This is a genomic window from Martelella sp. HB161492 (assembly GCF_013184775.1).
GTDB lineage: Bacteria > Pseudomonadota > Alphaproteobacteria > Rhizobiales > Rhizobiaceae > Martelella.
The window spans coordinates 146,710-172,548 of sequence record NZ_JAATVV010000008.1; the positions used below are offsets into that span (position 1 = coordinate 146,710).

Annotated in this window: 25 protein-coding genes; 11 read left to right on the forward strand and 14 right to left on the reverse strand. The window is 59.9% G+C overall.

Features of this window, described 5'->3' with window-relative positions:
* Positions 1–8: 8 nt before the first annotated feature.
* Together HCK86_RS14895 and HCK86_RS14900 are read right to left on the reverse strand one after the other, a co-directional pair.
* The gene (locus tag HCK86_RS14895) at positions 9–1,109 is read right to left on the reverse strand and encodes a tetratricopeptide repeat protein (RefSeq protein ID WP_176085263.1); all 1,101 of its coding nucleotides are present in this window, start codon (positions 1,107–1,109) and stop codon (positions 9–11) included.
* Positions 1,110–1,116: 7 nt separating this feature from the next.
* The gene (locus HCK86_RS14900) at positions 1,117–1,770 is read right to left on the reverse strand and encodes a thiamine phosphate synthase (protein ID WP_176085264.1); all 654 of its coding nucleotides are present in this window, start codon (positions 1,768–1,770) and stop codon (positions 1,117–1,119) included.
* A gap of 154 nt (positions 1,771–1,924) precedes the next feature.
* Between HCK86_RS14900 and HCK86_RS14905 the strand changes: the two genes are divergently transcribed.
* Positions 1,925–2,683 carry a sulfite exporter TauE/SafE family protein gene (locus tag HCK86_RS14905; RefSeq protein WP_176085265.1) on the forward strand — a complete coding sequence of 253 codons (759 nt, stop codon included), beginning with the start codon at positions 1,925–1,927 and terminating at the stop codon, positions 2,681–2,683.
* A gap of 36 nt (positions 2,684–2,719) precedes the next feature.
* Here HCK86_RS14905 and HCK86_RS14910 read toward each other — a convergent pair whose 3' ends face one another.
* The 3 genes from HCK86_RS14910 to HCK86_RS14920 form a co-directional block, all read right to left on the reverse strand.
* Positions 2,720–2,983 carry a DUF2312 domain-containing protein gene (locus HCK86_RS14910; RefSeq protein WP_176085266.1) on the reverse strand — a complete coding sequence of 88 codons (264 nt, stop codon included), beginning with the start codon at positions 2,981–2,983 and terminating at the stop codon, positions 2,720–2,722.
* Between the two features lie 137 nt (positions 2,984–3,120).
* Entirely contained in the window at positions 3,121–3,426 is a 306-nt protein-coding gene (locus HCK86_RS14915) for a DUF1244 domain-containing protein (RefSeq protein ID WP_176085267.1), read from the reverse strand.
* Between the two features lie 31 nt (positions 3,427–3,457).
* Positions 3,458–4,240 (reverse strand): N-formylglutamate amidohydrolase, encoded by a 783-nt coding sequence (locus HCK86_RS14920; RefSeq protein WP_176085268.1) that lies wholly within the window; start codon positions 4,238–4,240, stop codon positions 3,458–3,460.
* Between the two features lie 181 nt (positions 4,241–4,421).
* Here HCK86_RS14920 and HCK86_RS14925 point away from each other — a divergent pair, with 181 nt between their 5' ends.
* Positions 4,422–4,931, forward strand: coding sequence for a DUF1036 domain-containing protein (locus HCK86_RS14925; RefSeq protein WP_246739620.1), 510 nt, complete (start codon positions 4,422–4,424; stop codon positions 4,929–4,931).
* Entirely contained in the window at positions 4,931–6,370 is a 1,440-nt protein-coding gene (pyk, locus tag HCK86_RS14930) for a pyruvate kinase (protein WP_176085269.1), read from the forward strand. The genes HCK86_RS14925 and pyk overlap by 1 nt, the downstream gene beginning before the upstream one ends.
* Before the next feature lie 66 nt (positions 6,371–6,436).
* Here pyk and HCK86_RS14935 read toward each other — a convergent pair whose 3' ends face one another.
* The 7 genes from HCK86_RS14935 to HCK86_RS14965 all read right to left on the reverse strand — a co-directional run bounded on the left by HCK86_RS14935 (position 6,437) and on the right by HCK86_RS14965 (position 13,533).
* Positions 6,437–6,955: a hypothetical protein gene (locus tag HCK86_RS14935; RefSeq protein WP_176085270.1), complete on the reverse strand. Its 519-nt coding sequence runs from the start codon at positions 6,953–6,955 to the stop codon at positions 6,437–6,439.
* Positions 6,956–7,083: 128 nt separating this feature from the next.
* On the reverse strand, positions 7,084–8,106 hold the full coding sequence (locus tag HCK86_RS14940; protein WP_176085271.1) for a LacI family DNA-binding transcriptional regulator: 1,023 nt from the start codon (positions 8,104–8,106) through the stop codon (positions 7,084–7,086).
* A gap of 42 nt (positions 8,107–8,148) precedes the next feature.
* Positions 8,149–9,363: an MFS transporter gene (locus HCK86_RS14945; RefSeq protein ID WP_176085272.1), complete on the reverse strand. Its 1,215-nt coding sequence runs from the start codon at positions 9,361–9,363 to the stop codon at positions 8,149–8,151.
* A 10-nt stretch (positions 9,364–9,373) separates the two neighbouring features.
* Positions 9,374–10,426 (reverse strand): alanine racemase, encoded by a 1,053-nt coding sequence (locus HCK86_RS14950; protein WP_176085273.1) that lies wholly within the window; start codon positions 10,424–10,426, stop codon positions 9,374–9,376.
* A 13-nt stretch (positions 10,427–10,439) separates the two neighbouring features.
* On the reverse strand, positions 10,440–11,510 hold the full coding sequence (gene ugpC, locus HCK86_RS14955) for a sn-glycerol-3-phosphate ABC transporter ATP-binding protein UgpC (protein ID WP_176085274.1): 1,071 nt from the start codon (positions 11,508–11,510) through the stop codon (positions 10,440–10,442).
* Entirely contained in the window at positions 11,510–12,304 is a 795-nt protein-coding gene (locus HCK86_RS14960; RefSeq protein ID WP_176085275.1) for an SDR family oxidoreductase, read from the reverse strand. The genes ugpC and HCK86_RS14960 overlap by 1 nt, the downstream gene beginning before the upstream one ends.
* 32 nt (positions 12,305–12,336) lie before the next feature.
* Positions 12,337–13,533, reverse strand: a complete 1,197-nt coding sequence (locus HCK86_RS14965; RefSeq protein WP_176085276.1) for a hypothetical protein — start codon at positions 13,531–13,533, stop codon at positions 12,337–12,339.
* 212 nt (positions 13,534–13,745) lie between these two features.
* On the opposite strand from HCK86_RS14965, the gene HCK86_RS14970 reads away from it, so the two are divergent.
* The 6 genes from HCK86_RS14970 (at position 13,746) to HCK86_RS14995 (ending at position 19,219) form a co-directional block, all read left to right on the forward strand.
* Positions 13,746–14,966 carry a sugar ABC transporter substrate-binding protein gene (locus HCK86_RS14970; RefSeq protein ID WP_176085365.1) on the forward strand — a complete coding sequence of 407 codons (1,221 nt, stop codon included), beginning with the start codon at positions 13,746–13,748 and terminating at the stop codon, positions 14,964–14,966.
* A gap of 13 nt (positions 14,967–14,979) precedes the next feature.
* Entirely contained in the window at positions 14,980–15,924 is a 945-nt protein-coding gene (locus tag HCK86_RS14975; RefSeq protein ID WP_246739621.1) for a sugar ABC transporter permease, read from the forward strand.
* Positions 15,917–16,747, forward strand: a complete 831-nt coding sequence (locus HCK86_RS14980) for a carbohydrate ABC transporter permease (protein WP_176085277.1) — start codon at positions 15,917–15,919, stop codon at positions 16,745–16,747. The genes HCK86_RS14975 and HCK86_RS14980 overlap by 8 nt, the downstream gene beginning before the upstream one ends.
* 32 nt (positions 16,748–16,779) lie before the next feature.
* Positions 16,780–17,166 carry a RidA family protein gene (locus tag HCK86_RS14985; RefSeq protein ID WP_176085278.1) on the forward strand — a complete coding sequence of 129 codons (387 nt, stop codon included), beginning with the start codon at positions 16,780–16,782 and terminating at the stop codon, positions 17,164–17,166.
* A gap of 83 nt (positions 17,167–17,249) precedes the next feature.
* Entirely contained in the window at positions 17,250–18,455 is a 1,206-nt protein-coding gene (locus HCK86_RS14990; RefSeq protein ID WP_176085279.1) for an amidohydrolase/deacetylase family metallohydrolase, read from the forward strand.
* An 8-nt stretch (positions 18,456–18,463) separates the two neighbouring features.
* A complete protein-coding gene (locus tag HCK86_RS14995; protein WP_176085280.1) occupies positions 18,464–19,219 on the forward strand; it encodes a copper homeostasis protein CutC in 756 nt (251 codons plus the stop codon).
* Between the two features lie 8 nt (positions 19,220–19,227).
* Here HCK86_RS14995 and HCK86_RS15000 read toward each other — a convergent pair whose 3' ends face one another.
* Positions 19,228–20,121, reverse strand: coding sequence for an AraC family transcriptional regulator (locus HCK86_RS15000; RefSeq protein WP_176085281.1), 894 nt, complete (start codon positions 20,119–20,121; stop codon positions 19,228–19,230).
* Positions 20,122–20,221: 100 nt separating this feature from the next.
* On the opposite strand from HCK86_RS15000, the gene HCK86_RS15005 reads away from it, so the two are divergent.
* On the forward strand, positions 20,222–20,959 hold the full coding sequence (locus HCK86_RS15005) for an SDR family oxidoreductase (protein WP_176085282.1): 738 nt from the start codon (positions 20,222–20,224) through the stop codon (positions 20,957–20,959).
* Between the two features lie 171 nt (positions 20,960–21,130).
* Entirely contained in the window at positions 21,131–22,804 is a 1,674-nt protein-coding gene (locus HCK86_RS15010; protein ID WP_176085283.1) for an alpha-glucosidase, read from the forward strand.
* 125 nt (positions 22,805–22,929) lie between these two features.
* Here HCK86_RS15010 and secA read toward each other — a convergent pair whose 3' ends face one another.
* The gene (gene secA / locus HCK86_RS15015) at positions 22,930–25,737 is read right to left on the reverse strand and encodes a preprotein translocase subunit SecA (protein WP_176085284.1); all 2,808 of its coding nucleotides are present in this window, start codon (positions 25,735–25,737) and stop codon (positions 22,930–22,932) included.
* Positions 25,738–25,839: the final 102 nt, after the last annotated feature.

Consider the following 25,839-nt stretch of genomic DNA (forward strand, 5'->3'; position numbering starts at 1 on the left):
GCCTAATACTAGAATTTTCCGGCGGCCGTATTGGCGCGCGCCTCAGCCAGTTTAAGCTGATCTGCTGGCAATTGCTTCAGATAGGTATCAACCTTCGGTTCAGAAAGTCCGGAGCGCTGCGAAAGCAGATAAAATGTCGCGGCCGAGACCGGGTCCTTTTTCGTGCCGACGCCATCGCGAAACATATCGCCAAGCTTGCTTTGCGCTGCGGGATTGCCGGAAATGGCGGCACGATGCATCCACTCAAAGGCCTGTTCCGGATCGGCGCCCTGCCCGCCTCGGCCGCTGACCAGCCTGAGCGCCAGATCGATCTGGGCCGTATCAAGGCCATCCTTGGCTGCGCTGTAGAGCCAGAAACCATTGGTGATCCGCTGTTCTTCCGGCAGGCTGGTATCCGCCAGATAGATCTGCGAAAGCGCATATTCCGCTTCGGGTATGCCGGCATTGGCAGCCCTCTCATACCAGGGCAAGGCGTCTTTGGTGCCATCTGCACTGCCCTTGGCATTGGAAATGATGAGTGTGGCGAGATTGTAGGCGGCCTCGGCATTGCCCGCTTCGGCCGCCGCGCGAACAAGGGCCTCGCCCTTGGCCGGATCCTTGGCAACACCCTGACCGGACAGCAGCATCATGCCGTAGCGGTTCTTTGCCGCCGGACTGTCGCTTTCCGCGGCCATGCGATACCAGTCGGATGGCGAGCCTGCCCGCGCCTTGGAAATAAGGTCCTTGTCCAGCATCACCGCAATCAGCGTCTCGGCATCGGCATCGCCCTGATGCGCGCGTTTCAGCGCTTCGGAATAGGCGGTCTGGAACATGCCGCGCTGATAGGCGCCATAGGCTTCATCCACGGGACCATCATAGGGCTTTTCAGGCGGAAGCTCGGGCAGCGGGCTGCCCATGCGCGCATAAAGCTTCAGGCCGGATGGCGTTCGCGCCACGTTCAGATCTTCCGGTGAAACAAGGCGGCTGCCGCGTTCGGGCACCGGCGCGGCCAGCGCCGGCGGGGTCTCAACGGTGGATGTGGCTGCATCTGCCTGCGCCAGGGCCGGCGAGGCGATTGCAAATCCGCTCATCAGAAAGGCGGCCGCAAGACCGTTGCTGCGTTTAATCATACTGCCATCAATATTCAAATCGTGGCGCTTTTTCGTCAAGCACCGCATTGACCTGGGCAACCATGGCAGCCGGCCCGCCGGGCGCGGAGAAGACGGCCCGTCCCAGTCCGACGAATTCGGCCCATGTGCCGGCAACATCCATGGCACTGGCAGGCTCGCTTCCGCCCATGACGATGCAGGGAATCTCAACCATCGAAGCCCACCATTCGCCCAGCTCGAGGTTTTTCGGATGTGCTTCGGCCCTGCTGTCCCCGTCGAGCCGGCCAAAAAGAATATAATCCGGTGATTTCTCACCGATTTCCAGCGCCTCGTGACGATCGCCCGAATGGCCGGCGCCAACGATCAGCTTCGGCGAGAATTTCTCCACCGCCTCGGCAACGGCATCCGCACCGCCCTCGATATGCAGACCGTCAGCGCGGGCGCGACCGGCAACCCGGCTGTCACCGGCAATGATCGCCGCAGCATCATAATTCTGGACAAGAGCCACCAGCTTTTCCGCCCGCTGCTGGAATTCATCCAGACCAAGCGCATATTGCGGAATGATGACCGAGGCAACATCGCCACCCCGCAACGCATCCCCCAGAAGCCTCTCCTGCTCTGCGGCATCGGCAATATCCGGCACGATCAGAACCAGACGGCAGCGTGTTTCGGCACTTTCCATGACAGCCTCCCTTGTCCTTTTATGATTGACCGGCTGCGGCGGGACAGGAACCGCAGGACCGTGGCGACAACACCCCGTCATCAGCAACAGGACGGACACTCGCAAAACTCCGATAAATCCGATAGACCACAGTTTCAACCGAGTCTTTGTTCATATGCTACCCGATCCCTTGTTTTATGCAGCTGCCATTCCGGCGGTGATGCTTGTCGGCCTGACGAAGGGCGGCATGGGCGGTGCGCTTGCCCTGCTCGGCGTTCCGATCCTGACCCTCGTTGTCGATCCGGTGACCGCTGCGGCCGTCATGCTGCCCATCCTGATTGTCATGGATGGCGTTGCGCTCTGGTCCTGGCGCCACCACAATCACTGGCCGACGATGAAGATCATGCTGCCCGGCGCCATGATCGGTATCCTGCTTGGCTGGCTGACCTTTTCCATGGTCCCCTATTCGCTGACAAAGCTTCTGGTCGGACTGGCGACCGTCAGCTTTGCCGGCAAGTATTTCTTCGATCGCCTTCGTCCGGGTCCGAAGGAAGAGACCCCGCCTGCCCCGCAAAAACCGGTCAAGGCGACAATCTGGAGCCTCGTCTCAGGCTATACCAGCTTCATTTCCCATTCGGGCGGCCCGCCATTTCAGATCTACACGCTGCCGCTGAAGCTGGATGTCAAATCCTATACCGGCATGAGCGTGCGTTTCTTTGCCATCGTCAATGTCGTGAAGCTTCTGCCCTATTACGCGCTGGGCGAGCTGCGGATCTCGAACCTCATCGCATCGGCAAGCCTGCTGCCCGTCGCCATCATCGCCACCTTTCTCGGGGCCCAGGTGGTCAAACGCATGAAGATGGAGGTGTTCTACCCCTTCATGTATATCATGGCCTTCCTGGCGGGGCTGAAACTGGTTGTCGACGGCCTGTAGCAAAAGGGCCGGATCGCTCCGGCCCTTCCAGAAAGATTATTCTTCTTCGCCGGCGGCCAGCATGCCGAGCGCGATCAGATAAGTATCAAGGATCGCTTCTTCTTCCATGCGCTCCTGCTCGTCCTTCTTGCGCAGGGCAATGATCTTGCGCAGAGCCTTGGTGTCAAAGCCGGTTCCCTTGGCCTCGCCATAGACATCCTTGATGTCATCGGCAATCGTCTTCTTTTCCTCTTCCAGGCGCTCGATGCGTTCGACAAACGAGCGCAGCTGGTCGCGCGCAACACCCTGTGCGTCAGACATGTCTTTCTCCTGTTGGACTGTCATCCTGCCCCTTTCCGGCAGGTCTGCGCCGAAAGGGACATTTTCGTAAATTCAAAAGCGGGCCCTTGCCTGCCGCGAAGCGCCGCCAAGGTCAAGCGTTCAAATGCGGCAAAGCCTCATTCGGCGGGTTTGTTCACTTCAAAAGCAGCCTTCTGCGCCGGACTGGCCTCGCGCTGGTGAAGCGTCTTCCACGCCTCATAGGGCATGCCGTAAACGATCTCCCGGCTTTCTTCCTTTGAAAGGGCAATGCCCTTTTCCGCCGCTGCGTCGCGATACCAGTTGGAAAGGCAGTTGCGGCAAAAACCGGCCAGGTTCATCAAATCGATATTCTGAACATCGCTTCGGTCACGCAAATGCGCGACCAAACGGCGAAAGGCTGCCGCTTCCAGCGCCTCTCGCTCTGTCTCTTTCAGCTCACTCATGCTGGTCATCCTCTTTCTCGAGCCCGATGCATCAATCCGCCCGGGATGGGTAATGACGGATCTCATGTAAGCTATCCTGATCATTGAGTGCGGCAAAAACAGGTACGAGCCGGTCAATCCACAGATCAATCCCGGCCTGATCCGAAATCAGATCCTGCCGCACCTCAAGCAGGGCATGGGGCAGGCCCTTTAGCGAACAGTGACGATACATCGTGTCGCCCTTGAGCGCGCCGTCATAGGGCTCGTTGTCACCGATGACGAGGCCGTCTATCGCCGCAAGCCCGGCAATCAGCGCACTGGCCGCACGCGGATCGCTGTCCCACAATATGCCGGCATGCCAGGGCCGGGCGGCGCCCTTCCAGGCATGGGTGAAGGAATGGATGGACAGCACCAGCGGCGCCCGGCCCGATGCCGCCCCGGCAGCCTGCAGCGTTTCGTCGATCGCGGCATGATAGGGACGGTGATAGAGCGCAAGCCGCTTTTCGCGCTCGTCGCTGCTCAGCGGATGATTCGCGGGAATGATGGCACCGTCAGAGATTTTCATGATCAGCGTCGGGTCGTCTTCACCACGATTTGGATCGATTAAAAGACGTGAGAAACACGATATGACAGCCGGACAGCCGAGCCGTTCCGCAAGCCCGCGCACCAGTTTTTCCACGCCGATATCATAGGCGATGTGGCGGGCGAAGACGGCGGGATCGAGCCCGAGATTGCCATATTCAGCGGGAAGTCTGGCCATGGCATGGTCACCAAGTAAAACAATGCCATTGTCATAATTTCCGGCTATTCTCTCATATGCGTTGACGTTCGGCATGGATATCCATTGCAGAATTGATGATAATAGGCGTTGATGGCATGGAGTCGGCGCTTTCGGCAAGACGGCTTTACGCCACAGATTCGCCCTTTGTGGCGACAAAACTGAAAGGGCCATTACAATCGATTGAAGCCGCGTTGACTTTCTCCCACGGTCAACGCAAAACAAGATAACGACACAAATGCTCAACTCAATGACCCAACTCGCTCCCGATACCGGCCGTCGTTCAAAGGCCTTCACGCTTCTTCTGAACGCCCTGCCGCTCGGAAGCGCGCTCCTGCTTGGCGGTTTTATCGCCGGCTTCGGCGCTCCAGGCGTCGCCCATGCGGAATTCCGCGTTTGCAACAACACATCCAAGATCGTCGGCGCTGCCGTCGGTTATCGTGAGGAAAAGGGATGGGTCTCCGAAGGATGGTGGCAACTCCCAGCCTCCACCTGCATGACCGTTGTGCCGGGCCCACTAAAAGCACGCTACTACTATCTCTATGCCGAAGACGCGACCGGCAGCGGTCGCTGGACAGGCTATATCAACATGTGCGTCGCAGAAGACGAGTTCACAATCGTCGGCGTACAGGACTGCTTTGCCCGCGGCTATCAGAGAATGGGTTTTAGCGAATATGACACAGGGCGGGAGGAAAGCTGGACTGTGCAGCTTTCCGACAAGCCCAGCACTCAAGAGAGTCAGAACTGATGAGACGTAACAGAAAAGTCAAAATTCTCGCCACACTTGGCCCCGCCTCGTCCGAAGAAGAAGTCATCGAAAAGCTGCACAAGGCTGGCGCTGACGTTTTCCGCATCAACATGAGCCATGCCAGCCATGATGTGATGCGCACGCTGATCAAGCGCATTCGGAATGTTGAAGCACGCTGTGGCCGGCCAATCGGCATTCTTGCAGACCTTCAGGGCCCCAAGCTCCGTGTTGGCAAGTTCCTCGACTCCAAGGTCGAGCTCGAGATCGGCCAGACCTTCACCCTCGACGACATTGACGAGCCCGGCAACGAGAAGCGCGTCTACCTTCCCCACCCCGAAATCCTTCAGTCCGTTCAGCCCGGCCACCGCCTGCTGATCGACGACGGCAAGCTGCAGCTCCGCGCTGAAAAGTGCGATGGCAAGAGCATTGTCTGCACCGTCGTTGCCGGCAACAAGATTTCCGACCGCAAGGGTGTTTCGCTTCCCGACACGCTGCTCGGCGTTGGCGCCCTGACCGAAAAGGACCGCCTCGACCTCGACGCCGTGCTCGAAACCGGTGATGTTGACTGGGTTGCCCTGTCCTTCATCCAGCGCCCGGACGATCTTGCCGAAGTGCGCAAGATTGCCCGTGGACAGGTCGGCCTTCTGTCGAAGATCGAGAAGCCGCAGGCCATCGAACGCATCGACGAGATCATCGAGATGTCGGATGCCCTGATGGTTGCCCGCGGTGACCTTGGCGTGGAAATGCCGCTTGAGGCCGTTCCCGGCCTGCAGAAGAAGCTGATCCGCGCCTGCCGCGCCGCCGGCAAGCCGGTCGTCGTTGCCACCCAGATGCTGGAATCGATGATCACCTCACCGGTCCCGACCCGCGCTGAAGTGTCCGACGTTGCAACGGCCGTATTCGAAGGCGCCGACGCGATCATGCTTTCGGCAGAATCGGCTGCAGGCGACTATCCGGTTGAAGCCGTCACCACCATGGCCTCGATCGCCCGCACGATTGAGAAGGAAGCGCTTTACCCGACCATCATCCATGCCCAGCGCCCGCAGCCGGAAGCAACCGGCGCCGACGCCATTTCGCTGGCAGCCCGCGAAATTGCCGAGACGCTGAAGCTGACGGCAATCGTCACCTACACCGCCTCCGGCACCACCGGCCTTCGTGCCGCCCGTGAGCGGCCGAATGTGCCGATCATCGCCCTGTCGCCGGTTGTCAAGACGGCGCGTCGCCTGGCCATCGTCTGGGGCCTGCACTGTGTCGTCGCCGCTGAGCCGACCGGTCTCGACACCATGGTTGACGAGGCCTGCCGCATCGTCGTTGACGAGGGCTTCGGCAAGCCAGGTGACCGCCTGATCGTCTCGGCCGGTGTTCCGCTTGGCACGCCAGGTGCGACCAATATGCTGCGCATCGCCTATATCGGCATGGACGGCCAGTCGGGCGTCTGAGCCGCTTCGGACATGCTTTGCGAAAGGCCGCGATTTTCGCGGCCTTTTTCATGAGCAAAGATCGGTTCAGGACCGCTGCGGATCAGCCGGATTGAAAAACCGCAGATTCTCGTTCCGAAGCAAGTCGTCGAGCGGATCCGACGTGTCCGGGCCTGGCGAGGCCGGGCTCTCCGGCTGATCCGTCATCTGTCCGCCCTCGAGATCTTGTTTCTGAGCCGGCCCGGCAGATGAACTGGTGGCCTGCGACGGATCGGTCTGGTGCCCGACAGGCATCAAAGGCGCCCCCTTAGCCCAATTTTCTGCGGCAGCGCGTCTCGCAGACCATAAAGCATAGGCCACGAGAAAATCATGGCTGATCGCGACCCTTTGCCGCTTTTCACCATCGACCTGCTCTGCAAAGTAGATTTTGTCCGCGGCGCGCGCAGCGACGTCACGCATCCCACCGGACTGCACGGGCGGGCTGATATTGCCCGCATTCCGCCGCTTGCGGGGCGGCGGAGATTCGGAACGGGATGTTTCAGCCTGGCTGACAGACTGGCCGCCATAGAACTGAGATCGGTAATACGCGAATGATGACAAGGGCATATGGTCTCCTGAAACGCTGAATTGTCGGAGATCGCACCTTAGGCAGCCACCCTGACATGATAAATTCGCTTCAGGCTATAATGGCGGCGCTGCATGTCCGTGCAGCAATCGCAGCTGAGTGACCGGCCTCAGCAGAAGCGGATGCTGCCGCCTTCCACAAAGGTGACGCCTTCGACAGCCTTGATCACCGGTGCATCGGGAAATTCAATCCGGCGCTTCATCAGACGGATCGCCTCTTCGCCAAGCCCGGCCCGGTCATAGCGAATCGAGGTCAGCCGTGGCGCCGTCATGGCCGACCAGCTGATGTCGTCAAAGCCGATGATGGAGAAATCATCCGGCACGCTGAGACCGCATTCGCGCGCCGCCTGCATGATGCCGATCGCCATGAGGTCATTGCCGCAGACGATCGCCGTCCAGTCCCAGTTCTCGCGGCTCTCGAAGTAACGCTTGAAATAGTCAAGCGCTGTTTCGTGCCGGTCATAGCCAATCACCACCTGCTGGCCGCAGGCATCCGGGCATTCGGCGATCGCATCATAAAAACCGCGCAGCCGCTCGCGCGGCGAATACCGCAAATTGCCTGCAACGAAGAGAATGTTGCGATGGCCGGCTGCGAGTATTTTTCGTGTCGCCAGTTTCGAGCCGGCATAGTTGTCGACGATGACGCTATCGAAGCGCATATCGGCATCGATATTGTTGACCAGAACGAGGCTGCCGCTGTGCTGAAAGAACCGCGCCACCTCCGGAACCGGATCGACATAGAACATGAAAGCGGTGGCGGTGGCGTGACTTTCGGCATTTTCCTCGATCAGCGCGAGGTCGATATCCTCTTCCGGCAGAAGCTTGGGGAAGAGTTCGAACGCATTTTCAGCGGCTGCCGCGACGATGCCATCATAAGTTTCCTGAAAGATCGGATGCAGGCCACCGGTAACGGGATGCATGGGCAGATAGACAACGGCCTTGACCGCGGGCACCGCCAGCGATACCGGCGGACGCTCGGAATAGCCGAGTTCATCGGCGATCCGGCGAATCCGTTCACGCACTTCAGGCGAAATGCCGTGCGCACCGCCAAGAGCCCGCGAAACGGTGCTGATGGAGACATCGGCAAGCTCGGCAATATCCGCCTGATTGATGCGCTTCGCCCGTTCCTTCATCCTGCCTCCACCTTCCTGTCGCATGTTCTGACGGCGATCCATCTATCGCAAATCATGGCGCACTCCCTTGCGCTTGACCAGCCAGAACCAGATTAAGAGCATCGCCGCAATACCGCCAAGAAGCGCGCGCTGCAAGCTCAGCTGATCCCCGACAGCGCCGAGGATAACCGCGCCAAGCGCCGGTCCGACGCGGAAGATAATGCCGTGGATCGACATCACCCGGCCACGCAGATGCGCTGGTGAACCAAGCTGCAGGACCGTCTGCGAGGCAACACCGCCCGCCGCCAGCGCACCGCCGAACACGGCAGCACCGAAAAGCGCCACAGAAGGCGAAGACGTCAGCGCCAGAACCAGTGCCCCTATCACCGCCAGCAACGTGCCCCAGACAGCGAGCTTGACCTGACCACGCTCACCGCTGACCATATTGATGACACCGGCAATGATGGCGCCAAAGCCCATGGCGGACGAAAGCCAGGCCAGCGTCTCGGCACCACCGCCGAGAACCGCATCCGCCAGTTCCGGAAGAAGCTCGCTGATCGGCCGGATCAGAAAGGCGGCCGTGGCATAGAGCAGGAAGACGAAATAGACCGTTGGCTCGGTCAGGATGTGGCGTGCGCCCTCGGCGATCTGGCTGAAGATCGAACCGGTCGCCACCAGCCGTGGCACGGCATTGAAATGCACCACCAGAAGCGAGAGAAAGAACAGACCGGCGAAAAAGGCTGTCACCGTCAGCGCCACGGACGAACCGAAGCCGGCAATCAGCCCGCCGGCAATGGCAGGCCCTGCAAAGCGGGCGAGATTGAACAGGATCGAGTTCAGCGAAATCGCTGTTCCGAGCTCCTCCCGGTCGACAAGCCCGGTGATTGCCGCCTGACTGGCCGGCTGGGCGAAGCCGACAATGACGCCATTGCAGGCGAGTAACGCCAGCATGATCGGAATCGACAGCAGCCCCTGAAGATCCATCACCGCTAGGGCGGAATAGATGCAGACCGTGGAGAACTGGATCCGCATCAGAAGGCGGCGCATATCGGCACGGTCAGCAATCACGCCCGCATAAAGACCGACCAGCACCGTCGGCACCATTTCTGCCGTCACCGCCAGCCCGACCCAGAGGCTCTTGCCGGTCATCTCCCAGGCAAGCCAGGCGATGGTGGTCTTCAACATCCATTGGGCAAGCAACCCGGCGCAATTACCGAGCGTGTAGAGCCCGAAGTCACGCCGGCCAAACAGCGAGCGAAGATGTGTGGATGCAGACATTTTCGAAAACCTACCGGGTCAGACCACGTGCATCGACTCGCCACGTGAGACGTTCATCGCCCGCCTTGACGAAGATGGTATCGTGCAGATTGGAAACCGGACAGACGTGATTTGGCACTACGCGCAGGATCTCACCGATTTCCGGCTTTTTCTGACAGGCCGATAGGTCGACCATGCCATGCTCCTCCGTCAGCCGGACGATCACCGCATCGGGATATTCACGAATCAGGCCATGTCCCGGGCCGCCTTTGCCCGAAGGATCGCTGGTGAGGGACTTTGTGCCGGCATCAATGATCGCACGATCGGGCTCGGGCCGCGAAACGACGGTGACAATGACATCAAAGGCGCAATCTTCCAGCGCGGCATGACCGGCCCCCATCATCATCCGGTCGTTGTAGATATAGGTGCCGACGCGCAGCTCATCGATGACGCCAAGCTCATGAATATGCAGCGACGCAGGCGTCCCGCCGCCCGACACCATCGGGATTGGCAGACCGGCGGCCGCGAAGACAGGGCGCGCCGCCTTGACGAAGACGGCAGATGCCTCGTTTGCCGGATAGGTCATCAGCCCGGCGAAACGCAGCCCTGGTTCTGCAGCAACCCTTTGCGCCAGCCTCAGCGCTTCTGCGACCGACATGACGCCGGTGCGCCCCATGCCGCTGTCGAATTCGACCAGAACAGCTATCTCGGCACCGCCCATCCGGGCGGCGGATGCAACGGTTTCAAAGGCAACGTCATTATCGATCGCCACCGTCATCTTCACCCGCCCGGCAAGGGCGGCAAGCCGCTTTGCCTTGATCGGGCCGATGATCGGATAGGAGATCAGAATGTCATCAATCCCGGCATCGGCCATCACCTCGGCCTCGCCGAGTTTCTGGCAGGTGATGCCGCAGGCGCCGAGTGCCATCTGGCGCCTGGCAAGTTCGGCAATCTTGTGGGTCTTGATATGGGGACGCAATTTGATGCCATGGGCATCACAATAATCCTGCATCCGCTTCAGATTGGCCTCAACGATCGCCAGATCGACGAGCGGCGCCGGGGTATCGATATCTTCAATGTGCACGGCGATCACCCTTTCAGATGCGCTTTCCCGTCTGGGGATTGAACAGATGCTCCATGCCGAGCTGGGGGCGGACCGAAAGGACCGCATCGCTGTCGACAACAAGGCGATGGCGGAACAGCGCCACCACGCTCTGCCCGCCGACCTTGCCGTAGACATAGGTATCGGCGCCGGTCTGCTCGACCAGATCGACCGCCAGCGGCAGGCCCTCGCCGTCGGGAGCGAGTTCGAAATGTTCAGGCCGGATACCGAGCGTCAGCGTGTCGCCCGGCTGCAGCCCCGTGGCACCGGGAAGTGCAATGGAAATGCTGTCGCTGATCATGGCCCGCATCTGTCCGTCGGACGAGGCGATCGTGGCATCCAGCAGGTTCATGGCCGGCGAGCCGATAAACTTGGCGACGAACAGCGTTTTCGGCGTGTCATAAAGTTCCAGCGGCGTGCCGATCTGCTCGATATGGCCGGCATTCATCACCACGATCCGGTCAGCAAGCGTCATCGCCTCGATCTGGTCATGGGTGACATAGATGGAGGTGCGGCCGACCTTCTTGTGCAGCGCCTTGATTTCGGTGCGCATCTGCACACGCAGCTGCGCATCGAGATTGGAAAGCGGCTCATCGAAGAGAAACAGGCTCGGCTCGCGCACAATGGCACGGCCCATGGCGACGCGCTGGCGCTGGCCGCCGGAAAGCTGGCGCGGATAGCGCTCCAGATAGGGCGTCAGGTTGAGGATTTCGGCGGCATGGGCAATCTTGACGTCGATCTCTTCTGCCTTTTCGCCTCTGAGCTTCGGGCCATAGGCGATATTGTCACGCACCGTCATATGCGGAAACAGCGCGTAGGACTGGAACACCATGGCGATATTGCGCCGCTGCGGCGTGACATGGTTGGAGCGATGTCCACCGATGATGAGGTCGCCATAGGTCACTTCTTCCAGACCGGCAATCATGCGCAGAAGCGTTGACTTGCCGCAGCCCGACGGGCCAACCAGAACGACGAATTCGCCATCCGGGATCATCAGGTCGATGTCGTGCAGAACCTGATGATCGCCGTAATGCTTGTTGATCTGCGAGAGAACCAGATCCGCCATCACATATCCTCCAGCGTCAGCTCGCGTGACATCGCCAGATTGCCAGCCATCAGCCCGCCATCGACCGGCAGGGTAACACCCGAAATGAAGCCGGCATCATCGGAGGCCAGAAAGGTGATCGCCTTGGCGATATCGACCGGCATGGCAACGCGCTGCAGCGGATACCATTTCTTCAGCCCGTCCATGACATCGGGCTTGCGGGCGATACGGTGATCCCAGGCAGGCGTCTGCACCGTGCCGGGGCAGACGATATTGGCACGGATATTGTGCTCGCCATATTCCGTCGCCATGGTGCGCGTCAGGCTGACAAGCCCGGCTTTGGCGGCGCTATAGGCCGGCTGGCCGAAGGTGGCGAGGCCGTTGACCGAACCGACCACAACGATCGCGCCGTGCTTCTTTGCCTTCATGCCATCAATGGCAACGCGGATGGTGTTGTATTGCCCTGCCATATTGTCGGCGACGTCCTGACGGAAGCGTTCCGGCGAGGTCTTGTCCATGGTGGTCGTCGCACCGCCGGTATTGGCATTGGCTACAACGATATCGATCGGTCCGAGTTCGGCAACGGCGGCATCGACCGCTGCCTGCAATGCATCAAGGTCGATGATGCTGGCGGCAGCCCCGGCGACAGGAAAGCCTTCAGCCTTATAGGCGGCAACTGCAGCATCGACGGCCTCGGCCTTGATATCGCTGATGATAACCTTGGCCCCTTCGGCCAGGAAATCCTTGACCACGGCGGTTCCGATACCGCCAACGCCACCTGTCACAAGCGCAACGCGCCCTTCAAGTCTTTTCATTTCAGTTCCCCGTTCTCATTTTTATGAGGTTTTCATTTGAGGCCATGCATGGCGCGGCCGACCCATTCGAGCCCGCTCGCGCGCACATGACCGTAATTGTAGAAACCAAAGCCGGAAACCCCGGCGCTTTCAAGCGCGCTGACCGTTGCGCCAAAGCCGCCTTCGCTGGAATAGTCCGGCGCGCCGGGCCGCAGCACCGCCCGGATCGACACGTCTTCTCCGGTGCGCGCGCGAATTTCCGACAATTCCGTCAGCGCCGTCTCGGCCGGCGGCGTGTAGAAGCAGACTTCCAGCCCATCGGCAACCTTTGACAGTGCCGCAAGATCAGACCCTTCCAGATAGCAAAGACCGACCGGCTGATTGACCGAAGGAATGATGTGGATGCTCGCATCCTTGCGCACCGCCTCCCGGATCTCTCCGACCAGGCTGGTCACCGCATCGCAGCGCATGCGGTGATAGGCGGCAAGATCGGCATCCAGCACCAGATCGGCCTCGACCCAGGCGCGGTTGGTCACGGGATGCGGCTCATAGGCGGCATCCATGGCGCCTGCCACATGTTTCTTCACGCGGCCCCGCAGACCGGCGAAATCAATCCCTGCAAATTTTGCACGATTTGCGCAATTTTCGCAGAAACACAGGCCAAGCAGCATTTCCGTGCCCGGCATTGCGCCCAGCAACGCAAATTCATGGTGATAGCCGTGGCGGAACGGCAAAAAGCCAGGCGTCTCCAGCGTCAGCCCGGCAACATCGTGAGAATTGGCGATGTCGGCGCAAAGGTTGACGGCATAGGCACGCACGTCCGGATTGGAGGGACAAAGCGAATAGACGTAGCGGTCACCGAAAGCGTTCTCGACCACGCAATCGGGATGGCGGGCGCCGAGGAAACTATTATGCAGGAGAACGGTCCACGCGCTGACATCGACATCGGAGCGGGCGCAAAGCCGCGCGAACACATCATTGCCGGCCGCAAATCCACTGATTTCCGGCTTGATCGCTGCGTAGCGCGACGCATCCGCAGCGAAATGCGTGCGCCCGTCTTCGGGAAAGAAGATCTTGCCGTTGATGCCTTTCGGCCTGGTAAACTTGCCGGCATGATAGGCGGCGGCATAGGTGACCGTGTTCAGGCCAAGCCGATGAACTTCATCGACAAAACGCTGATCATCCATCTCCGCAATGTCCCAGCCATAGGCAAAAAGACCGCGGTATTTTTCATCTGCTGTTCCATTCATCGTGGCTTCTTGCCCTCTTTCTGTCCGGCGAATGCTGACATGGTAATGCAAATTGCGCAATATTTGTTTTTTGCATAATTTTGCATTTCCTGCATTGACGACGAGGAAATCGTCAGCCTAAGCTAAAGTCGTAGGGGAACGCCGGCACAAGACCGGCTCCAATCTGGAGAAAAATCATGCATCAGCTTTCCACGCGCAAGATCAAGGGCGCAATGCGTCTTACACTTGCCGCTTCCACACTCGCCATTCTTGCCGCAGGCGCCGCCGAGGCAGGCACCGTGCGGGTGACGATCCCGGAATATTCTTCCAACACCATGCCATATTTCCAGCAGGCCGCCGACGCCTTCATGGCGGAACATCCCGACACCAAGATCGAACTTGAAATGGTGCCGTGGGCCTCGCTGCAGCAGAAGCTCGTCACCGACATTTCCGGTGGCGTCAATGCCGACCTCGCCGTGATCGGCACCCGCTGGATTCTCGATTATGCCGATCAGGGCGTTGTCGAACCGCTCGACAGCTATATGGACGATGCCTTCAAGGATCGCTTCTTCCAGACCTTCCTGACGCCTTCGGTCGTCGACGGCACAACCTATGGCCTGCCGATCGCCGCTTCGGCCCGCGCCATGTTCTACAACAAGGACCTGTTGAAGGAAGCCGGCTTTGATGCCCCGCCGGCCACCTGGGACGACATGCTGACCGTTTCGCGCGCCATCAAGGATCTCGGCAAGGACGGCACTTATGCCTATGGCATTCAGGGCAAGAGCACCGAGACGGACGTCTACTGGTACTACCCGATGTGGAGCTACGGCGGCACCATTCTCAATGCCGATGGCAAGTCGGCCGTCAATTCGGATGCCGGCAAGAAGGCCATGGACATCTACACGACGATGATCAAGGAAGGCCTGACCGAACCGGGCGTGACCGACTATCAGCGCGCCGACATCGAGAACCTGTTCAAGCAGGGCAAACTCGGCATGGTCATCACCGGCCCGTTCCTGTCCAAGCAGCTGAAGGAACAGGCACCGGACCTGAACTACGGCCTCGCTGCCGTTCCGAAGGGCACCACCTCCGCGACCTACGGCGTGACCGACTCGATCGTGATGTTCCAGAATTCCAAGGTCAAGGATGAGGCCTGGGCCTTCCTCGACTTCCTCTTCACCACCGATCAGCGCGTCAAGTTCGATCAGGCCGAAGGTTTCCTGCCGGTCAACAAGGAAGAGGCAGCCAATCCGATGTTTGCTGACAATGCCGACCTGAAGGTGTTCACCGACCTTCTGGCAGGCGCCCATTTTGCCCCGCTGGTCGCCGGCTGGGAAGAAATCGCCGACGCCACGATTACCGACCTGCAGTCGACCTATCTCGGTCAGATGGAGCCCGATGCGGCGCTGTCCGACATCGAGACCAAGGTCAACGACGTCATCTCGCAGAACTGAGGACAAGGCCGCAATGCCCGCTCATTCCGTATCCGACCCGGAGATGGCGCGTGACGGGGGCATTGCGGCCCCCACTCCCCTCTCGCTCTGGTCAAAAAAGCTGGCGCCGCTACTGTTTATCGGCCCTGGCCTCATCCTTTCAGCCTTCATCATCATCTACCCGGTCTATGCGCTGATCCAGACCTCGCTGCGCAAGGTCACCCGTTTCGGCCAGGTGAAGGGGCTGAATGATTTTGCCAATTTTCACGCGGTTTTTTCCGACCCGCTGTTTCAGCAGGCGGCCATACGCTCGGTCTGGTGGACGCTGCTGGTGGTCGGCGGCACGCTGATCTGCTCGGTCGGCCTGGCGCTGATCCTCAATGACAAATTCCACGGCCGCGGCTTTGCCCGGGTGATCGTCATGCTGCCCTGGTCGGTATCGCTGTCGCTCCTGACGGTTGTCTGGCGCTGGGCGCTGAACGGTGAGACCGGCTATCTCAACCATCTGCTGGAACAGCTCGGTATTCTGCGCGATCCGGTGGTCTGGCTGTCCAGTGGCTCAACAGCCTTCACTGTGATGATCCTGATCGGCATCATCGTCTCAATCCCCTTCACGGTAACGATCTTCCTCGGCGGTCTGTCGTCCCTGCCCTCGGATCTCTACGAGGCAGCCAGGATGGAAGGGGCATCGAACTGGCACTGTTTCAAGACCATCACCCTGCCGATGATGAAGCCCTATCTCAACATCGCCATCGTCCTGAACGTGATCTATGTCTTCAATTCCTTCCCGATCATCTGGATCCTGACGGAAGGCGGACCGGCCAATTCCACCGATATTCTGGTGACCTATCTCTACAAGATCGCCTTCAAATACGGAAAGCTCGGCGAAGCATCTGTCGTATCGCTCCTGATGTTCGTCTTTCTGACCATCTTCGCCATGATCTATCTGCGCCTCGTTCGGGAGGAAAAAAATGGCTGATGCCCGTCGCTCCCTGATCTACTGGATCATTCTGTCTCCGCTGGTCGTCATCAACCTCTTCCCCTTTGCGGTGATGATTTCGACGTCGCTGACGCCGGGCGATGAGGTCCTGTCCGGTGACCCGCGCTGGATCCCGAGCCATTTTGCCTGGGTCAACTTCAAGGACATGTGGCAAACCGTCGGTTTCGGCGAGGCGCTTACCAACTCGCTTGTTGTCGGCGTTCTGACGACGGTTCTGACCATCCTCGTCTCTGTGCCGGCCGCCTATGCCATGGTGCGCCTCACCTTCAAGGGCAAGTCGACCTTCCAGACATTCCTTCTGGTGACGCAGATGTTTTCGCCGGTGGTGCTGGTGATCGGCCTGTTCCGGCTTGTGGTCGGCATTGGCGCGCTCGATTCGCTGATCGCGCTTTCGGTGCTCTATTGCTGCTTCCACATCGCCTTTGCCGTCTGGATGCTGCGCTCCTATTTCGCCTCCATTCCCGTCGAGCTGGAACATGCCGCCTGGCTGGAGGGTGCCTCCGCCTTCCACGCCATCCGCACGGTGTTCGTGCCGATGGCAGCGCCTGCCGTTGCCGTAACGGCGCTTTTCACCTTCATCGGCGCCTGGAACGAATATGCGCTGGCACTCGCCATATTGCGCTCGTCCGAACATTACACGCTGCCGCTGAAGATCGCCGCCCTGTCGTCCGGCCGCTACCAGATCGAGTGGCATCATGTGATGGCCGCGACCTTTGTCGCCACCATACCCGTCGCCATTCTGTTCATGTGGCTGCAGCGGCACATGATCACCGGGCTCTCCGGCGGAGCGGTAAAGGGCTGATCCTTTTCAATTCAAGACTGTGAGTTAAGACAATGTCCGAACTGAAACATTTCCATGCACCCGAGACCTCGCCCAGCGCGGCACCGCTGAGCCCTGCCGTGCGCGCCGGTGATTTCGTCTATGTTTCCGGCCAGGTGCCGGTCTGCGCGGATGGCTCGATCGCCCCGCATGATATCGAGACACAGACGACCCAGGTGATGAAGAACATCGAGAAGGCGCTGAAGCTTGCCGGCTGCGAGATGAAGGATGTCTGCAAGACGACCGCCTGGCTCCATGATGCCCGCGATTTCGGTCGCTTCAACAAGGCCTATGCGGCGTTTTTCGAGCCCGGAAAATTCCCGGCCCGCACCACCAGCGAGGCACGTCTGATGATCAACATTCTCGTCGAGATCGAGGCGATCGCCTACAAGCCGCTCTGAGCGATCCGGGCGTCCTCAAACCAAGAAAAGCATTCGATCTGCCAGCCACTGATGGGTGGCAGAGCCTGAACGGAGTCACTTCTATGACCACCACAACTGCGTCCGCACCCTATGATCTGATCCTGAAGGGTGGCCGCGTACTTGACGAGCGCAACGGCATAGACGGCGTTTTCGACGTCGCCGTCAGGCACGGAGCGATCGCGGCGGTCGCGGCCGATATCAGCACCGAGGGCGCCAAGAGGGTTGAGGATGTGAAGGGCAAGCTGGTTGTCCCGGGCCTGATCGACCTGCACACCCATGTCTATCATAAGGCGACCTCACTCAGCGTCGATCCCAACATGATTGCCCGCCGCTCGGCCATGACCACGCTCGTCGATGCCGGCAGTGCGGGTGCCGGAAACTATGACGGTTTCCGCGACTATGTCATGGCCCATTCGCCCTATCGCATTCTCGCCTTCCTCAACATCTCGTTTCCCGGCATTTTCGGCTTCGACAAGGGCCTGTTCATCGGTGAGGCCACGTTGCGCGAAATGCTGCCGGTTGATCGCTGCGTTGCCAAGATCGAGGAAAACCGCGACAAGATCATCGGCGTCAAGGTCCGTATCGGCGGACCGGCCACGGGTGAACTGGCGCTCGGGGCGCTGGAGCTGGCGCTGGAAGCCGCCGAGAAGGTCGGCCTGCCGCTGATGACCCATATTGGCGGACCGCCGCCATCCTATGCCGACGTCGTCTCGATGCTGCGCCCCGGCGATATTCTCACCCATTGCTATCGCCCCTCGCCCAATTCGGCGCTGACCGAGGATGGCGAGATCCTGCCCGAGATCATCGCGGCGCGCAAACGCGGCGTCCTTTTCGATATTGCCCACGGCATGGGTGCCTTTTCCTACGAGACCGCCGAACCGGCGATCCGTCAGGATTTCCTGCCCGACATCATCTCCTCGGACGTCCATGTCGTTGCCGTCGAGGGGCCCGGCTATGACCTCCTGCATGTGATGAGCAAGCTCTATAATTGCGGCGTTTCCCTGCCGGAGGTGATCGGCATGTCGACCAGCCGTCCGGCGCTTTCGATCCGCCGCCCGGATCTCGGCCATATCGGCGTCGGCGCCAATGCCGATATCACCGTACTGGATGACTGCGAGGCCAATTTCATTTTCTCCGATGTGCGTGGAACGGAACGTCCCGGAAAGCGCATGCTGCAGCCCGTCGCCTGCTATCTTGGCGGCAAGGAAATGGAAGTGGGCCGCCGCCCCTTCGAGGAGCGTTTCCTGACACGCTGCGCCTGCTGCTGAGGACGACCATGACAAGACCGATGATCGAGATCTGCGTCGAGGGTCTGGAACAGGCGCTTGCAGCAGAAGAGGCAGGTGCCGAACGCATCGAGCTTTGCGCTGCGCTTGCCAGCGAAGGCGGGATCACACCTTCGATGGGCGAAATCCGGCTGGCGGTCGCTCGTCTTTCCATACCCGTCTTCCCGATCATCCGCCCGCGCGGCGGCGATTTCTGCTACAGCGATGCGGAATTCGAAGTGATCCTGGCTGATATTGCTGCTGCCAAGGAGGCCGGAGCTGCAGGCGTGGTGACCGGCATTCTCACTGCGGACGGCCGCATTGATGTCGATCGCATGAAAAAGGCCGTTGCCGCGGCCCGGCCGATGGGCGTGACCTGCCACCGTGCCTTCGACATGACCCGCGATCCGCTCGAAGCCATTGATGACCTGATCGAGGCCGGGGTGGACCGCCTATTGTCCTCCGGTCAGCGCATCACGGCGGAGGCCGGAAAGGACATTCTGAAAACCATGATCGCCCATGCCAATGGCCGGATCATCATCATGGTGTGCGGCGATCCCGATCCGCGATCGCTCTTTGCCGAGGACAACCCTGTCACCGGCATTGATTTCCATTTCGGCGCCACCGCCTTTTTCGACAGTCCGATGCGCTACCGCAACCCGCATGTCTCCATGGGCAAAGGCACCGAGGACCGGGAATATCGCCGCTTCAGACTGGACGGCGAGGCCGTTCGCGCAAAGGCTAAGGCACTCAGGGACCGGTTCTGAGCCTTTTCCTATCCACGGCTGAACCGCCCCGGCGGCATGCCGACATGTCGGCTGAAGGCGGTAGAAAAGGTGCTGGCGGAGCCGTAACCGATCCGCTCGGCCACCTGATCAAGCGCCAGACGCCCCTCCCGCAACAGGTCTTTGGCAATGGTCATGCGCCAGGTCAGAAGATATTCCATCGGCCTGACACCGACGACAGCGGCGAAACGGCGGAAGAAGCTTGTGCGTGACATGCCTGCCACCTCCGCCAGAGCGTGCACGGTCCATGCCCGTTCGACCTCGGCATGGATCTGACGCAGCGCAGGCGCGATGCGCGGATCGGCAAGGCCGCGGAGCAGGCCCGGCCGGGTCTTTTCTGCCGGGATCGACCGCAAGGCCTCGATCAGCAGTATCTCGACCAGCCGTTCCAGAATGAGGTCACGCCCGATATCATCGCGGGCGGACTCCTCCCCGACATAGCGCACCAGCTCCGCCAGTCGTGGCACCCCGCGGACATGGATCATGACCGGCAGCAGCGACACGAGCAGATCGGCATCCGGCGAGGCAAAGGAGAAATAGCCGCCGAACTGCCTGAGATCCGGCGGACCATCCTTGCGCCCATAGCGCATATCACCGGTTGCCGGTAACGCCATATGCGGATCGCGGTGAACCGGCTGGGCAGGATCCAGCCCTGCCATGGTGAAGGCCGGCGTTGCTGGCAGCAGCACGAAATCGCCGGTTTCGAGAAGAACCGGCACCTCACCATCCACCGTCAGCCGGCAGCACCCTTCGGTGACGGCGCAAAAGCCCGGCGCGCCAGATGCCGCATAGCGAACGGCCCAGCGCCCGGCGCCACTGATCTGCTTGGAGAAGACGGCTCGCGGCTTCAGCAGCCTGACAATTTCCGTAAGAGGATCGGACAATTGGAACTCTTGCAAATTTTATTGGCACTATTCATTGATGATCGTTTCAGATTTGTCCTTAAATTTACGCCTGTCAACACGAGAACGACAGGAGACCGACATGAAAACCGTCCTCATCACCGGCACCTCATCCGGTTACGGCCATGAAACCGCGCTGCATTTTCTGGCGAAGGGCTGGAACGTCATCGCCACCATGCGCAATCCCCGCAGCGAAGGCTTTCCGGTTTCAGACCGGCTGCGCCTTCTGCCGCTGGACGTGACCCGCCCCGACAGCATCGCCGCAGCGATCGCGGCGGCGGACGGGATCGACGTGCTTGTCAACAATGCCGGGATCGGCGTGGTCGGCGCGTTTGAAGCGACACCGATGGCGCATATCCGCAAGGTGTTCGAGACCAACACATTCGGCACGATGGCGATGACCCAGTCGGTTATCCCGGCGATGCGTGCGCGCGGCGGCGGCGTTATTGTCAATGTCACCTCCAGCGCCACACTCGCGCCCATGCCGCTCGCCGCCGCCTATACCGCCAGCAAGCAGGCCATAGAGGGTTTTACGGGTTCGCTGGCCCACGAACTGGCCGCCTTCGGCATAGCCGCCAAGCTGGTGGAGCCCGGCTATGCGCCGACCACCCGCTTTGCAGCAAACACGGACATTCCGGTGATGGATCTGATCCCCGAAGCCTATGCCGCTTTTGCCGGACCAATCTTTGCCGGCTATGCCAGCCCCGCTCTGACGACCAGGGAAAGCGATGTCGCGGCAGCCATCTGGCAGGCGGCAACCGATGGCACGGCACGCCTGCGCTATCCTGCCGGCGCCGATGCCATCCAGCTGGCTGGCTAGCGCATCGAAGATGCGCGGCAGCGGGCAGGCCGCACATGGCGTTTGCCAGCCCTATCCTTTCAAAAATGAAATATGTCTTTCATTTTCATGCGATTGCCTCACGCGCGCACGAGACCGAAAAAGGCATAAACAAACAATCGCAGATACATTCAAGGACATAGGGAGATTGCGATGAGCGAAGCCGAAGGTCAGACCCGCCGGTGGTGGAAAGAAGCCGTTGCCTACCAGATCTATCCACGCTCCTTTGCCGACAGCAATGGTGACGGCATTGGCGATATTCCCGGCATCATCGAAAAGCTTGATCATATCGCTGGCCTCGGCATCGACGTGATCTGGCTCTCTCCGCATTTTGACAGCCCCAATGCCGACAACGGCTATGACATCCGCGACTATCGCAAGGTGATGGCCGAATTCGGCACCATGGCCGATTTTGACCGGCTGCTGGCCGAGATCAAAGCGCGCGGCATGCGCCTGATCATCGACCTTGTCGTCAACCATTCAAGCGACGAGCATGAATGGTTCGTCGAAAGCCGTTCCTCGCGCGACAATCCCAAGCGCGACTATTACATCTGGCGTGATGGATCGAAGGGTGTGCCGAATAACTTCATCTCCTATTTCGGCGGATCGGCCTGGGAGAAGGATCCGGCAACAGGCGACTATTACCTCCACTACTTTGCGAAGAAGCAGCCGGATCTCAACTGGGACAATGATGCGGTGCGTGCCGAGGTCTATGACCTGATGCGCTTCTGGCTCGACAAGGGCGTCTCTGGTTTCCGCATGGATGTCATTCCCTTCATCTCGAAAAACTTCGATTTCCCGGACATGACAGCAGAGCAGATGAAGGACCATGCCCATGTCTATGCCTCAGGTCCGCGCCTGCATGAATATCTGAAAGAGATGAACCGCGAGGTGCTCTCACATTACGATGTCATGACCGTGGGCGAGGCTGCCGGGGTTCACGATATCGAAACTCCGCTCTTCGTTGACGAGGCGCGCGGCGAGCTCAACATGATCTTCAATTTCGCCGTCGTCATGCTCGACCGGGACGGATGGCGCTGGAAAGAGCGCAAGCTGACGGACATGAAGGCGACCTTTGGCCGCCTCGACCGCGCCGTCGGCGCCACCGGCTGGAATACCGTCTTCCTCGGCAATCACGACCAGCCGCGCGCCGTCAATCATTTCGGCGATCCCTCGCCTGAATATCGCGTTCTCTCGGCCAAGGCGATCGCCACCATGATGCTGACAATGCGCGGCACGCCCTTCATCTATCAGGGCGAAGAGATCGGCATGGTGAACTATCCCTTCACCGACCTCGACCAGTTCGACGACATCGAGGTGAAGGGCTTCCGCCAGGATTTCATCGAAACCGGCAAGACAACGCCGGAAGAGCTGCTGGAGAACCTCAACAAGGTCTGCCGCGACCATGCCCGCACGCCGATGCAGTGGGATGGCACCGCCCATGCCGGTTTCACCACGGGTGACAAGACATGGTTGCCGGTCAATCCCTGCTATCCAGACGTGAATGCCGCGGCCGCCCGGGCTGACGACAACTCGATCTACCATCACTATCGCCGGTTGATCGCCTTGCGCCACGCCAGCCCAGCTCTGGTCTATGGCCATTACAGCGATCTCGCCCCGGACCACGAAAGCCTCTACGTGTTCGAACGCAAGCTTGGCGATACCCGCTTTATCACGGCGATCAACTTCACCCGGAAGCCCGCCGAAATCACCATCGACGGCATTGCTGGTGCAGAAGTGGCCTGCGCCAATACCGAGGGGCGAACCATTGGCGGCAACATGCTGACCCTTGGCCCATGGGAAGCCCTGGTTTTACGCTGCCTCTAGAGCGCCGTGCGTCCTTTTGGACGCACCAGGACGCTCTATCTTATTGAATCCACGCATCGGACCCAGGCCGAAGCAAAAACACCGCCCCGAAGGGCGGTGTTTTGCATTTCAGCTGACGTTCGTCCTCAGACCAGACGACCGTGGCAATGTTTGAATTTCTTGCCGGAGCCACACGGGCACAGATCATTGCGGCCGACATGCTTCCATTCCTCCGGCAGCTCTTCCACAAGGCCGGCGGCAGTGGCGGCTGCAGCACCGGGTGCGGCGGCCTGCGCCACCTCATCCTCACCGGTATCCGGATTGGCGTGATGGGCCTGGAGTTCATCGGGGCGCGGCGGCGCAACGGGAGCCTGCGGCGGCGGCGGCGATGCCTCACGTACCAGCTGCACGCGGGAAAGCTGCGAGACCGCCACTTCGCGCATATTCGCCAGCAGCGCCTGGAACAGCTCGAAAGCCTCGCGCTTGTATTCCTGCAGCGGATCACGCTGGGCGTAGCCGCGGAAACCGATCACTGAACGAAGATGGTCGAGATTGACGATATGCTCACGCCACAGATGGTCCAGCGCCTGCATCACAACCTGACGCTCAACATATTTCAGCACGTCCGGGCCGAACTGGGCCGCCTGCTCGATCTGTGCCTGACGCGACGCGTCTGCAGCAGCGGTCACGCGCTCAAGGATTTCCTGCTCGGCAATGCCTTCTTCCTTGGCCCATTCCTCGACCGGAAGATTGAGGTTCAGAAGCCGCAGGCAATCTTCCTTCAGACCGGCAACATCCCACTGCTCGGCATAGGCACGTTCGGGAATGCGGTGGGTGACAGCATTTTCAATCACTTCCGCGCGCATGTCAGCGACGATGTCGGAAATATCATCCGAATCCATCAGCTCCTTGCGCTGATCGAAGACCACCTTGCGCTGATCGTTCAGTACGTCATCATACTTCAGCAGGTTCTTGCGGATATCGAAGTTGCGCGCCTCTACCTTTTTCTGTGCCCGCTCCAGCGCCTTGTTGATCCACGGATGAACAATCGCCTCACCTTCCTTCAGGCCAAGCTTCTGGAGCATGCCCTCCATGCGGTCGGAACCGAAGATGCGCATCAGGTCATCCTGAAGCGACAGGTAGAATTTCGAACGGCCGGGGTCGCCCTGACGGCCGGAACGGCCGCGCAGCTGGTTGTCGATACGGCGGCTTTCATGGCGCTCGGTGGCAATGACGTAAAGACCGCCCGCTTCCAGCGCCTGCTGCTTCAGCCTGACAACATCGTCCTTGATCGCCTGTTCCTGGGCATCGCGCTCCGGTCCTGCCGGAGTCACCTTCCAGGGGGTCTCGATCCGCTCGCCCTTATCATTGGTGGTGACGTCGAAACCGGGCTCCAGATGGCCAAGCTCGGCCATGATGCGCATGTCGACATTGCCGCCGAGCTGAATATCGGTACCGCGACCAGCCATATTGGTGGCGATCGTCAGAGCGCCGGGCACACCGGCCTGGGCGATGATAAAGGCTTCCTGTTCGTGATAACGCGCATTCAGCACGCTGAAATCGGCAATGCCGTCGCGCTTCAGCGCCTCGGCGAGAAGTTCTGACTTCTCAATCGAGGTCGTGCCCACCAGCACCGGCTGGCCCTTGGCCTTGGCGATCTTGATCTCTTCAACGATCGCCAGATATTTCTCGTGGACGGTCATATAGACTTCGTCGTCCTCGTCGAGACGGGCGATCGGCAGATTGGTCGGCACTTCGACAACATCGAGATTGTAGATATTGCCGAATTCTTCCGCTTCCGTTGCCGCCGTACCGGTCATGCCGGCCAGCTTGTCATACATGCGGAAATAATTCTGGAAGGTGATCGAGGCCAGCGTCTGGTTTTCCGGCTGGATCTTCACCCGTTCCTTGGCTTCGAGCGCCTGATGCTGGCCCTCCGAATAACGCCGCCCCGGCATCATGCGACCGGTAAACTCGTCAATGATCACGACTTCGCCGTTGCGGACGATGTAATCCTTGTCGCGCGAGAACAGCTTGTGGGCCTTCAGCGCATTGTTGAGGTGGTGAACGATCGCGACATTTTCGACGTCATAGAGCGAATCGCCCTTCAGAACGCCCTGCGCCTTCAACAGCTGCTCAAGCTTTTCCATCCCCTCTTCGGAGAAATTCGCCGAGCGCTGCTTCTCGTCAATCTCGTAATCTGCCTCGCTGAGCGAGGGAATGACGGCGTCCATTGCCACATAGAGATCCGAGCGGTCATCCAGCGGACCGGAAATGATCAGCGGCGTGCGGGCTTCATCAACCAGGATCGAGTCGACTTCGTCGACGATCGCATAATTGTGCCCGCGCTGAACCATCTCGTTGCGCTGCATCTTCATATTGTCGCGCAGATAGTCGAAGCCAAGCTCGTTATTGGTGGCGTAGGTGATGTCAGCAGCATAGGCCTCACGGCGCTGCTCATCGGACAGTCCGTGGTGGATGACGCCGGTTCTCATACCCAGAAAACTGTAGAGCCGCCCCATGGTCTCACTGTCACGACGTGCCAGATAGTCGTTGACGGTCACGACGTGAACACCCTTGCCGGACAGGGCATTCAGATAGACGGGAAGCGTTGCGACCAGGGTCTTGCCTTCACCGGTCTTCATTTCCGCGATTGCATTTTCATGCAGGATCATTCCGCCGATCAGCTGCACGTCGAAGGGCCGGAGCCCCAGCACGCGCTTGGATGCTTCACGCACCACGGCGAAGGCTTCAACAAGCAGATCGTCCAGCGACTTGCCATCGGCGAGCTGCTTTTTGAATTCCTCTGTCTTGGCTTTCAGCTGTTCGTCAGAGAGAGCCGAAATTTCTGCTTCTCGTGCGTTGATTGCGGCAACGCGCGGGCGGTAGGAACGGACCCGGCGTTCATTGGCCGATCCGAACAATTTGCGGGCTACGCCTCCGAGTGAGACCATTTCAATAGCTCTTTCTGAAAGTTGTCATATTCGATGCGTACGTAACGCCATACGTTGTTTTTCCTGGCATGCGGACCTGCTTGCCGCCCCTAGTCACTGGAC